8 protein-coding genes are annotated in these 11,980 nt (G+C 68.5%); 7 read left to right on the plus strand and 1 reads right to left on the minus strand.

All coding sequences use genetic code 11. The features are described from left to right. The first annotated feature begins 61 nt into the window (after positions 1-61). From L6D75_RS06710 to L6D75_RS06720, 3 genes are read left to right on the plus strand one after another with little or no spacing between them, the layout of a single operon-like run. Entirely contained in the window at positions 62-1,240 is a 1,179-nt protein-coding gene (locus tag L6D75_RS06710) for an efflux RND transporter periplasmic adaptor subunit (RefSeq protein ID WP_176516636.1), read from the plus strand. Next, positions 1,241-3,205 carry a MacB family efflux pump subunit gene (locus L6D75_RS06715; RefSeq protein ID WP_176516638.1) on the plus strand — a complete coding sequence of 655 codons (1,965 nt, stop codon included), beginning with the start codon at positions 1,241-1,243 and terminating at the stop codon, positions 3,203-3,205. A 3-nt stretch (positions 3,206-3,208) separates the two neighbouring features. Then, the gene (locus tag L6D75_RS06720; RefSeq protein ID WP_176516640.1) at positions 3,209-4,612 is read left to right on the plus strand and encodes an efflux transporter outer membrane subunit; all 1,404 of its coding nucleotides are present in this window, start codon (positions 3,209-3,211) and stop codon (positions 4,610-4,612) included. 174 nt (positions 4,613-4,786) lie between these two features. On the opposite strand, the gene pvdP is transcribed toward L6D75_RS06720, so the two are convergent. Beyond that, positions 4,787-6,415: a pyoverdine maturation tyrosinase PvdP gene (gene pvdP, locus L6D75_RS06725; RefSeq protein ID WP_176516642.1), complete on the minus strand. Its 1,629-nt coding sequence runs from the start codon at positions 6,413-6,415 to the stop codon at positions 4,787-4,789. 209 nt (positions 6,416-6,624) lie between these two features. Between pvdP and pvdM the strand changes: the two genes are divergently transcribed. The 4 genes from pvdM to L6D75_RS06745 all read left to right on the plus strand — a co-directional run bounded on the left by pvdM (position 6,625) and on the right by L6D75_RS06745 (position 11,885). Next, positions 6,625-7,971 (plus strand): pyoverdine-tailoring dipeptidase-like protein PvdM, encoded by a 1,347-nt coding sequence (pvdM, locus tag L6D75_RS06730; RefSeq protein ID WP_176516644.1) that lies wholly within the window; start codon positions 6,625-6,627, stop codon positions 7,969-7,971. A gap of 17 nt (positions 7,972-7,988) precedes the next feature. Further along, positions 7,989-9,260 (plus strand): pyoverdine-tailoring periplasmic protein PvdN, encoded by a 1,272-nt coding sequence (gene pvdN, locus L6D75_RS06735; protein WP_176516646.1) that lies wholly within the window; start codon positions 7,989-7,991, stop codon positions 9,258-9,260. Between the two features lie 14 nt (positions 9,261-9,274). Beyond that, positions 9,275-10,156 carry a dihydropyoverdine dehydrogenase gene (pvdO, locus tag L6D75_RS06740; protein WP_176516649.1) on the plus strand — a complete coding sequence of 294 codons (882 nt, stop codon included), beginning with the start codon at positions 9,275-9,277 and terminating at the stop codon, positions 10,154-10,156. 73 nt (positions 10,157-10,229) lie between these two features. Continuing rightward, positions 10,230-11,885, plus strand: coding sequence for a cyclic peptide export ABC transporter (locus L6D75_RS06745; RefSeq protein WP_176516651.1), 1,656 nt, complete (start codon positions 10,230-10,232; stop codon positions 11,883-11,885). Positions 11,886-11,980: the final 95 nt, after the last annotated feature.

Below are 11,980 nucleotides of genomic sequence, written 5' to 3' on the forward strand. Positions count from 1 at the left end.
TGGCACCTCCCTGCGCGCCCTGCCCTGGCCGCGCGTGGCCCACCCCTGGCTGGAAGCCCGCATGAGACGCTCACCCAATACCCGCCGCCGCATCGCCCTTGGCAGCCTTGGCTTGCTGGCCCTGGGCTGCCTGCTGGCCTGGAAGGCGCTGCCCTATGGCGCCCTGCCGGTCAGCACCGTCGCCGTTGCCCGTGGCGACATCGAAAGCAGTGTCACCGCCCTCGGCACCCTGCAGCCGCGCCGCTACGTGGACGTCGGGGCCCAGGCCTCCGGGCAGATCCGCACCCTGCACGTGGAAGCCGGCGACCAAGTGCACAAGGGCCAGCTGCTGGTGGAGATCGACCCCTCGACCCAGCAGGCCCGGCTCGACGCCGGGCGTTTCTCGATCGACAACCTCAAGGCCCAGCTCGCCGAGCAACAGGCGCAATACCTGCTGGCCCAGCAGCAGCACAAGCGCCAGCGCGAACTGGCCGCCGCCGGCGCCACCCGCGCCGAAGACCTGCAGGCCGCCGACGCCCAGCTCAAGGTGACCCAGGCCCGCATCGCCATGTACCAGGCGCAAATCCGCCAGGCCCAGGCCAACCTGCGCAGCGACGAAGCAGAGCTCGGCTACACGCGCATCTACGCGCCCATGGACGGCACCGTGGTCGCGGTGGATGCGCGCGAAGGCCAGACCCTCAACGCCCAGCAGCAGACCCCGCTGATCCTGCGCATCGCCAAACTGTCGCCGATGACCGTGTGGGCGCAGGTCTCGGAGGCCGACATCGGCAAGGTCAAGCCCGGCATGACCGCCTACTTCACCACCCTGGCCGGCGGCAAGCGCCGCTGGCACAGCACCGTGCGCCAGATCTTGCCGATCCCGCCCAAGCCGCTGGCCCACGCCAGCCAGGGCGGCGGCAGCCCGCTCAGCGCCAGCGCCGGCTCCGCCGCCAGCCAGGTGGTGCAGTACACCGTGCTGCTGGACGTCGACAACCCCGACGGCGCGCTGATGGCCGACATGACCACCCAGGTGTTCTTCGTCGCCGGCCACGCCAGCCAAGTGCTCACCGCACCGCTGGCCGCCCTGGACGACGGCGCCGGTGAAGGCCTGCGCCTGGCCCAGGTGCTGGGCAAGGATGGCAAGGTCGAACAGCGCCAGGTGCGCATCGGCCTCAGCGACCGCCTGCGCGTGCAGATCGTCGACGGCCTCGACGAAGGTGAACGCCTGGTCATCGGCGCCCCTGCCGCCAGTGGAGGTTGAATGGACACGCCCCTGATCGAGCTGCGCGATATCCGCAAGTCCTACGGCGGCGGCGACACGCCCACGGTCGAGGTGCTGCGCGGCATCAGCCTGAGCATCCGGCCCGGCGAGTTCATCGCCATCGTCGGCGCCTCCGGCTCCGGCAAGTCGACCTTGATGAACATCCTTGGCTGCCTCGACCGCCCTACCACTGGCAGCTACCTGTTCGCCGGCAAGGACGTCGCCCAGCTGGACGGCGACCAACTGGCCTGGCTACGCCGCGAAGCCTTCGGCTTCGTGTTCCAGGGCTACCACCTGATCCCCTCCGGCTCGGCCCAGGAAAACGTCGAGATGCCCGCCATCTACGCCGGCACCCCACCGGCCGAACGCCACGCCCGCGCCGCCGCCCTGCTGACCCGCCTGGGTCTGGCCAGCCGCCTGGGCAACCGCCCGCACCAGCTCTCCGGCGGCCAGCAGCAGCGTGTGTCGATTGCCCGGGCCTTGATGAACGGCGGCCACATCATCCTCGCCGACGAACCCACCGGCGCCCTCGACAGCCACAGTGGCCGCGAAGTCATGGCCCTGCTCGACGAGCTGGCCAGCCAGGGCCATGTGATCATCCTCATCACCCACGACCGCGCCGTGGCGCAGCGCGCCCGGCGGGTGGTGGAAATCCGCGATGGCCTGATGGTCAGCGACTCCGCTGCCGGCCAGCCGCCACAAACCACGGCGCAAAGCCTGCAGGCCGATACCCTGCGCCAGCGCCTGGACCGCGGCGCCACCGCGCACGGTGCCTGGCAAGGCGAACTGCTCGAAGCCCTGCAAGCCGCCTGGCGGGTGATGTGGATCAACCGCTTTCGCACCGCCCTGACCTTGCTCGGCATCGTCATCGGCGTGGCCTCGGTGGTGGTCATGCTGGCCGTCGGCGAAGGCAGCAAACGCCAGGTGATGGCGCAGATGGCCGCGTTCGGCTCCAACATCCTCTACCTCAACGGCCGCCCGCCGACCCTGCGCGAGCCCGGCGGCATCGTCACCCTCGACGATGTCGCGGCCATCGCCGAGCTGCCCCAGGTGCAGCGGGTGATGCCGGTGATCGGCAGCAACGTGATGGTGCGCCATGGCAACAACAACCAGAAGTTCTACGTCGGCGGCAACAACGTCGAGTTCCCGCGCATCCTCAACTGGCCGGTGGTCGAGGGCAGCTTCTTCAGCGAAGCCGACGAGCGCAGCGGCGCCGCCGTGGCGGTGATCGGCCAGAAGGTCCGGGACAAACTCATGGCCCCCGGCAGCGATGCCCTGGGCCAGTACCTGCTGATCGGCAACGTGCCGTTCCAGGTGGTCGGCCTGCTCGCCGCCAAGGGCGCAAGCTCAGGCGATCAGAAGAGCGACGAGCGCATCGTGGTGCCCTATTCCGCCGCCGCCACCCGCCTGTTCGGCAGCCATGACCCGGAATACGTGATCATCGCCGCCGCCGACTCGGCCCGGGTGGCCGACAGCGAAGCGGCGATCACCCAGCTGATGCGCAAGCGCCACCAGGGCAAGGACGACTTCGAACTGACCAACGACGCAGCGCTGATCCAGGCCGAGGCCCGCACCCAGAACAGCCTGTCGCTGATGCTCGGGGCCATCGCCGCGATTTCGCTGCTGGTCGGCGGCATCGGGGTGATGAACATCATGCTCATGACCGTGCGCGAACGTACCCGCGAAATCGGTATCCGCATGGCCACCGGCGCCCGCCAGCGCGACATCCAGCGCCAGTTCATCAGCGAAGCGGTGATGCTGTCGATGGTCGGCGGCGTCACCGGCATCCTCCTGGCCCTGGCGATCGGCGGCGCCCTGACCCTGGCGCAGGTGGCCGTGGCCTTCGCCCTGCCGGCCATCCTCGGCGCGTTCAGTTGCGCCGTGGTCACCGGCATCGTGTTCGGCTTCATGCCGGCGCGCAAAGCCTCCCGGCTCGACCCGGTCAAAGCCCTTACCAGCGAATAAGCCATGACATTGCCAAGCCGCATCAGCCTTTTGACCCTGTGCCTGGGCCTCGCCGCCTGCAGCACGCCACCGCCGCCCGCCAGTGGCATCGCCGCCCCGCTGCACTGGCAAGGCGAAACAGCCACCGCCAACCTTGGCCTGCCGTCGTCCACCTGGTGGCAAGCCTTTGCCAGCCCCGAGCTGAACCAGCTCATCGAACGAGCCCGGGCCAATGCCCATGACCTGGCGGCCGCCACGGCGCGGGTTCGCCAGGCCCAGGCCCGCGCCGTGATCGCCGGCGCCCCGCTGCTGCCGGAGCTGCAGGCGGGCCTGGACGGCAGCCGCCAGCGCCTGCTGCATGGCGACGGCGCCGACTCGCTGGACGTGAGCCGCCGCCAGCCGACCTACACCACCTTCGGCACCCAGCTCAGCGCCAGCTACGAACTCGACTTCTGGGGCGGCCTGCGCGCCGCCCGCGCCAGCGCCCTGCACGGCCTCGACGCCAGCCGCTTCGACCGCCAGACGGTGCAGCTGACCCTGTTCAGCGCCGTGGCCGACAGCTACCTGCAAGGCCTGGCCCTGGGTGAACAACTGCGTATCGCCCAGCTCAACCTGAGCAACGCCCGCGACGTGCTGCACCTGGTCGAAAGCCGCGAGCGTGCAGGCTCCGCCACGCGCCTGGAACTGGCCCAGCAGCGCAGCCTGGTGGCCGCCCAGCAGCGCCAGCTGCCGCTGCTCGAACAACAGTTGCAGGACAGCCGCGTGACCCTGGCGACCTTGCTCGGCGACCCGGTGCAGGCGCTGCCAGCCAGCCAGCAGGCACTCGCCAGCGTGCAGTGGCCCGCCATCGGCAGCGGCGTGCCCAGCGAGCTGCTGGCCCGGCGCCCGGACATCGCCGCCGCCGAGGCCCGCCTGGCCGCCGCCAGCGCCAACGTGCAAGTGGCGCGGGCGGCGCTGCTGCCCAAGCTGACCCTCGGCGCCAACCTGGGCACCGGCGCCAATACTTTCGCCGAGGTGTTCGACACGTCCTACTACACCCTCACCGCAGGCCTGGTGGCGCCGGTGTTCAACAACGGCCGGCTGCGCGCCGCCAGGCAGCTGGCCGAAGCCGAGCAGGACGAACTGCTGGAGACTTACCGCAGCAGCATCCTGGCTGGCTTTGCCGATGTCGAGAAGGCGCTGAACGCCATCCACGGCGTGGACCGCCAGCGCCAGTGGCAGGATGAGGAAGTGCTGCAGGCACGCCAAGCCTTCGACCTCGCGCAGCAGCGCTATGGCGCCGGCGCCGAAACCTTGCTGAGCGTGCTGGAAACCCAGCGCACCCTGTACCTGGCCCAGGACCAGCAGGCGCAGCTGCGCCTGGCCCGGCTGCAAGGCAGCGTGGCGTTGTACAAGGCATTGGGTGGCGGGTGGCAGGTCGAGCGCTGAGCGCCAGCGCATTACACAAAAGCAAGCCTTGTGGGAGCCCTTGTGGGAGCCGGCTTGCCGGCGATGAGGCCGGCGCAGGCAAAAACCAGTCAGCCTGCCAGAGCCCTATCGCCGGCAAGCCGGCTCCCACAGGGGATCGTGGGGGCGTTCAGGTTCTGGGGAAGACAACGGCTATCAGCGTTTGGCCAGCTTCAAATTACGCGCATACCAAGGCCGCTGCGGCACTTTGGGCTTCAACCGGGCAAACAGGTCGTCATCCCCAAAAATGATCCGCAACGCCAGCTTCATGGTCTCCGGGTCCATCTCCACGCTGCGCCCCGGCCTCAACCCAGGCACCGTCGAGCAGCCATGGGTATCCGGCCCCAGCCACGGGTCCGCCACCTCCACCCACGGCCCCTGGGCGAACCACGGCACGCCATTGACTTCAGTGCGCCGCACCTGGCCCGGGTGGATGCGCTCATGGGCCCTGTACCAATCCTCGATACGGTCATCGATCCAGCCATGGAAATGCCAGAACACCGGGTTCACATGGGACGAAAACGGGTCGCCGAGAAAGTCGTTCTGCGCCTCGAACCAACGCCCGGCAAAGTCCTCCGGCGCCCGCGCAAACGGCACCGGCATGCCATTGGACGGGTCACGCGGCACCGACGCCCAGCGCATGTGCAGCCAGTCGTGCAGGCCCAGCTCCATTTCCGAGCCGAACTGGCCGAGGGTCAGCGTGCTCAGGTAGTGCGGGTCGCTGTAGCGCGACTCCCACACCTGGAAGTTGCCGTGGTAGGTGTCGGGCGTCTTGATGTCGCGCACCCACTGGGTGTACTGCGCATCGCTCGGCGCCAGCCAGGTGGGCGGCAAGGCATTGCCATCGTGGTTGTCGAAATAGCGCACGAAACCGGCCCGGTCGCGCTCCAGCTCCGGCTGCGGCAGCGGAAACCGCGGCCACGAGGGCAGGTCCTGCAGGGCACGAGCTGCGCGCAGCATGTGCCGGTGCATGAAGAAGAAATCCACCCCCGAACCATTGCGGTCCTTGTGCCGGCCGCGGGCATCGCGCTCCTGGTCACGGGGCCCGGGCTGCCAGCCCAGGCCGCGCAGGGACGCCTGCTTCTGCTCGTCCAGCTTGTGCCACTTGTCCCGCGAGGCATGCCACAACTGGTGGAACAGCCGATGCTCGGGCGCCACCAGCCAGGCCAGCAAGGCCGGTGACAACGGCGTGCGTTCGCGGGGCTCGGGGAAGGTGCGCTTGACCGCCAGGAACTGGTTGTCCTGCAGCGGCAGGGTCAGGGCCCGGTCGAGCCGGGCGATGCGGCCGTTGAGGCTGGCCGGCCCGGCATTGCCCAGGCCGCCCCAGGCTTCGTCGAGCACCACCTGGCATTCATAGTCCGCCTGCGCCTCGCCCGCCTGGGTGGCAAACAGGCGCCAGCGCAGGGTGCCGGGCTTCTCCGTCAGCAGGTCGCCGAGCACCCGGTAGCGGGGCTCCTGCTCACCGCGCAGGCGCTCGGGGGTGTCCAGGTAGCCGCGCAGGCCACGGCCGTTCTGCGCCACGTCCAGCAGCAGCTCCAGCTCCCCTGCGGGCAGGCCTTGCAGGCCGGCATCGGCGCCATGGCAGCTCCAGCGCCAGACGCCGCGCAAGGTATCGCCCAACTGCTGCAGCGTCGCATCGGCCAGTTCCACCACGGCCTCGCCCGGGGTTTCCGGGAACTGCTCGTCGAACTGCTGGCGCTGCACATGCCGCGCATACAGCGCACCGGGTACTACCACGCCCGTCAATGCCACACCGGCGATGAACCCGCGTCGTGAAATCGTCATTGCCACTACCTGAGCATTCGTTGCGGCCATGGAGCACGGCCTGTCCAAGGCTAGAACGTTGCCCACGCAGCGAAATTTAACGCCCCGCCCACCGCGCGCCGTCGATAAATTTGCCCCGCCCTCGTTCGTCCAACCTGATACCCAAGCCCTGGCCGCGCCACCGCCGCTGCGGCGCAAGGCTCACCCGATCAACGCGCAACGAGATGGCAATGACCAAGACCCGCTCCCGCAAAGCCCTGTACATCGGCCTGCCCCTGGCCCTGACGGTTGCCCTGGGGAGTGCCGCCGGCTACTTCTACTGGCGGCACCTGCACGCAGGCTACCCGCTGAAGATCGTCCAGCAGGCCGAGGCGCTGCACGATCACATGCTCTCGTTCGACAGCCACGTCACCGTGCCACTGGCCCTGGGCAGCGCCGGCCACGAAGCGGACAAGGACGGCCCCGGCCAGTTCGACCTGGCCAAGGCCAACCGCGGGCGCCTGTCGGGCGCGGCGCTGACGGTGTTCGGCTGGCCGGAAATCTGGAACGGCGCCAACGCCCCGCACCGCCCCACCCCTGGCTTCGTCGATGCCGCCCGGCAAGAGCAGGAAGCGCGCTACAAGATCATCACCGGCATGGTCCGCGACTTCCCCAACCAGGTCGGCATCGCCTACACCCCCGACGACTTCCGGCGCCTGAACGGCGAAGGCAAGTTCGCCATCTTCATCAGCATGCTCAACGCCTACCCGCTGGGCCACGACCTGGCGCAGCTCGACCTGTGGGCGGCACGCGGCATGCGCATGTTCGGCTTCAGCTATGTCGGCAACAACGACTGGGCCGACTCCTCGCGGCCGCTGCCGTTCTTCAACGACACCGCCGACGCACTGGGTGGCCTGTCGCCGCTGGGCGAGCAGGCGGTCAAGCGCCTGAACGACCTGGGCGTGATCATCGATGTCTCGCAGATGTCGACCCTGGCCCTGGAAGATGTCGCGCGCCTGTCGCGTGCGCCGCTGGTGGCCTCGCATTCGGCGCCGCGGGCCTTGGTCGACATCCCGCGCAACCTCTCCGACAAGGAAATGCAGCTGATCAAGGACAGCGGCGGGGTCATCCAGGTGGTCGGCTTCGGCCAGTACCTCAAGCCGCTGACCCAGCCGGTGGTGGACAAGCTCGACGCCCTGCGCGCGCGCTTCGACCTGCAACCGCTGCAAGGCCTGGCCAATGCCCTGATGCCCGGCGATGCGGTGATCGCCATCTGGCCCGAGGCGCGCTTCGGCGAGTACGCAAGCTCGCTCTACAGCATCCTCGACGAAGAACCCAAGGCCACCCTCAAGCAGTACGTCGACGCCATCGACTACACGGTGAAGAAGGTCGGCATCGACCACGTCGGCATCGCCTCGGACTTCAACGACGGCGGCGGCCTGGACGGCTGGAAGGACGTCAGCGAAATCCGCAATGTCACCGCCGAGCTGCTCACCCGCGGCTACAGCGAAGCCGACATCGCCAAGCTCTGGGCGGGCAACTTCCTGCGCGCCTGGGCGCAGGTGCAAAAAGCCGCCCTCCCCGTCGCCAACCGCTGAAGCGAGCCCGCCCGACCATGAGCAACCGCCGCACCTTCCTCAAACAGGCCGGCCTGCTGGCCGCCAGCCTGCCCCTGCTGCCCGAGGCCCTGGCCAGCAGCGAGACGCCGCTCACCGGCGCCGACAAGTGGCGCAACCTGCGCACGCTGTTCCCGCTCGACCCGCAGGTGGCGCACTTCGCCAACTTCCTGGTCACCGCCCACCCGCGCCCAGTGCAGGCGGCCATCGACCGCCACCGCGCCGACCTCGACCGCAACCCCGCCGCGCTGATGGACTGGGAAAGCCAGTACGAATGGCAGCGCGAGGACGAAGTGCGCGAATGGGCCGGGCGCTACCTTGACGTGCAGCCGCGCCAGGTCGCCCTCACCGGCAGCACCACCGAAGGCCTGGCGATGATCTATGGCGGCCTTGCGGTGAACGCCGACCAAGAGATCCTGGTCACCGAGCACGAGCACTACTCCACACACAAGGCGCTGGCCTTCCGCAGCCAGCGCCAGGGCACCACGGTGCGCAAGATCCGCCTGTTCGACGACCCCTGGACGGTGTCCACCGACCAGGTCCTGAGCACGGTCGACAAAGCCATCGGCCCACAGACCCGAGTGCTCGGCATGACCTGGGTGCACTCGGGCAGCGGCGTCAAGCTGCCAGTGGGCGAGATCGGCGAGCTGGTGCGCCGGCACAACCGCAACCGCAGCGAAGCCGAGCGCATCCTCTACGTGGTCGATGGCGTGCACGGCTTCGGCGTGGAGAACGCGCGCTTCGCCGACTTCAACTGCGACTACTTCATCGCCGGCACCCACAAGTGGATGTTCGGCCCACGCGGCACCGGCATCATCTGCGCCGCCTCCACGGGCATGCAACACCTGACGCCGACCTTCGCCACCTTCTCCCGCGATGAAGACTTCGCCACCATCATGACCCCCGGCGGCTACCACGCCTTCGAGCACCGCTGGGCCGCCGGCGAAGCCTTCAAGCTGCACCTGCAGCTGGGCAAGGCCGAGGTGCAGCAACGCATCCACCAGCTCAACAGCCTGCTCAAGGAGCGCCTTGCCGAGCATCGCCAGGTCCAGCTGGTAACCCCGCGCAGCGAGCGCTACTCGGCAGGCTTCACCTTCTTTCGCATCAAGGATCGCAACGCCGATGCCGTCGCCGCCGACCTGATCGCCAACAAGGTGATGTGCGACGCCGTGCACCGCGACGTCGGCCCGGTGATTCGCCTGGCCCCCAGCCTGCTCAACGACGAGCAGCAGATCGATCGGGCCATGGCCCTGATCACTCGCAACCTGTGAACAAGGCATTGCCCATGACCGCTCCCCTGAACCGCCTGACCCTGGCCGCCCTGCTGGCCGCCTGCAGCCTGCCGGCCCTGGCCGCGCAAGGCACCGACACCCCCGGCAAGGTATTTCGCGACTGCGACACGCTGTGCCCGGAAATGGTGGTGCTGCCCGCCGGCACCTTCACCATGGGCACCCCGCCCGACGAAATGGGCCGCCAGGACGACGAAGGCCCGCAGCACCCGGTGACCTTCGCCAAGCCCTTCGCCATCAGCCGTTTCCAAGTGACTGCCGGCGAATGGGACGCCTACCTCAAGGCCAGCGGCACGCGCATCGCCGACGGCGACGACCGCCCTGGCCGGCGCTGCACCGCCAGCAAGCCGAGCTACAAGCAAGGCCCGCGGCAACCGGCGGTGTGCATGAGCTACCACGACGTGCAGGGCTACGTGGCCTGGCTGTCGAACAAGACCGGCAAGCACTACCGCATGGTCAGCGAAGCCGAGCGTGAATACGCCGCCCGCGGTGGCAGCAGCGGCATGTTCCCGTTCCCGCTCGACCCCGATGCCACCCTGGAAATCAGCCAGCACGCCAACGTCTACGGCCCCAAGGACGGCTTCAGCTACAGCTCGCCGGTGGGCAGCTTCCCGGCCAATGCCTTCGGCGTGTACGACATGCATGGCAACGTCTACGAATGGGTCGCCGACTGCTACCACAACAGCTACCAGGGCGCGCCGGCCGACGGCAGCGCCTGGGGCCAGGCCAGCCGCGCCGAAGGCAGCTGCAAGGTGGTGAGCATCCGCGGCAACGACTGGGGCGAGGCGCCGATCTTCTCGCGCTCGGGCAACCGCAACACCAACACCCCCGAGCGCCTGGGCGACTGGCTGGGCTTCAGGGTGGTCCGCGAGCTATAGGCCCGAGGCTTAAATTGCCCTCCCGGCCACTCGTCCTAACGGTGTACTCACGCCTCTGATCCAGGAAACCAACATGACCTCCAAACCCCGCGGGGCCCTGAGCGAGCTGTTCACCCTGCTCAAACCCTTCTGGCCGATCGTCAGCCTGTCGATTGTCATGGGCATGGTCGGTGGCCTCAGCGTCACCGCGCTGCTGGCCACCATCAACAGTGGCCTGCACGCCGAAGGCGGCCTGAGCAACAGCGTGGTGCTGGGCTTTGCCGGGCTGTGTGCACTGGCCCTGGCCAGCTCGATCTGCTCGGACATCGGCACCAACTACGTCGGCCAGCACATCATCGCCAAGCTGCGCAAAGCCCTGGGCGAAAAGGTGCTGTCGGCGCCGATCGAGCAGATCGAACTCTTTCGCAGCCACCGCCTGATCCCGGTACTGACCCACGACGTCGACACCATCAGCGACTTCGCCTTCGCCTTCGCGCCGCTGGCCATCTCGCTGACCGTGACCCTGGGCTGCCTGGGCTACCTGGCCACGCTGTCGCTGCCGATGTTTCTGATGATGCTGCTGGCGATCGGCATCGGCAGCGTCATCCAGTACATCGCCCGCGGCCGCGGCATCAAAGGCTTCATGGCCGCCCGCGATGCCGAAGACCGCCTGCAGAAGCACTACCACGCGGTGGCCGAGGGGGCCAAGGAACTGCGCATCCACCGCCCCCGGCGCCAGCGCATGTTCCGCCAGGGCATCCAGGACACCGCCGACGAGATCTGCGCCACCCAGGTGCGCTCGATCAACACCTTCGTGATCGCCAAGAGCTTCGGCTCGATGCTGTTCTTCGTGGTCATCGGCCTGGGCCTTACCTTGCAGTTCCTCTGGCCGAGCGCCGACCCCAAGGCCATCAGCGGCTTCGTCCTGGTGCTGCTGTACATGAAAGGCCCGCTGGAACACCTGATCGGCACCTTGCCGGTGGTCAGCCGCGCGCAGATCGCCTTTCGCCGCATCGCCGAGCTGTCCGAGCAGTTCTCCTCGCCCGAGCCGCACCTGCTGCTGCAAGACCCTGGCAGCAAGCCGGTGGCGGTCGACAGCCTGGAGCTGCGCGAGGTGAACTACGTCTACCCGCCAAGCCCCGGCGCCCAGCCCTTCCAGGTCGGGCCGGTGAACCTGCGCATCAACCACGGCGACATCGTCTTCGTGGTCGGCGAGAACGGCTGCGGCAAGACCACCCTGATCAAGCTGCTGCTGGGCCTGTACCCGCCGCAGCACGGGCAGATCCTGCTCAACGGCCAGGCCATCGACGCCGCCCAGCGCGACGACTACCGCCAGCTGTTCACCACGGTGTTCGCCGACTACTACCTGTTCGATGACGTGGTGCAGGGCGACACGCACATCCCCGACGATGCCAACCGCTACCTCGAGCGCCTGGAGATCGCCCACAAGGTCAAGGTGCAAGACGGCGCGTTCAGCACCACCGACCTGTCCACCGGCCAGCGCAAGCGCCTGGCGCTGATCAATGCCTGGCTGGAAGAGCGCCCGGTGCTGGTGTTCGACGAATGGGCCGCCGACCAGGACCCGACCTTCCGGCGCATCTTCTATACCGAGCTGCTGCCCGACCTCAAGCGCCTGGGCAAGACCATCATCGTCATCTCCCACGACGACCGCTACTTCGACATCGCCGACCAGCTGGTCCGCCTGCAGGCCGGCAAGGTCGTGGTCGAACGCGCCCCCGCCCTCGCCTGAAACCCACCTGGCGCGCCCCGTGCGCGCCAGGTGCGGCTGTTGCACCGCCCGCCTAAATCACCCCGCTGCCCCTTCGTCTCTCTCAATACGCTTAA

It is taken from the genome of Pseudomonas faucium (assembly GCF_021602585.1).
GTDB lineage: Bacteria > Pseudomonadota > Gammaproteobacteria > Pseudomonadales > Pseudomonadaceae > Aquipseudomonas > Aquipseudomonas faucium.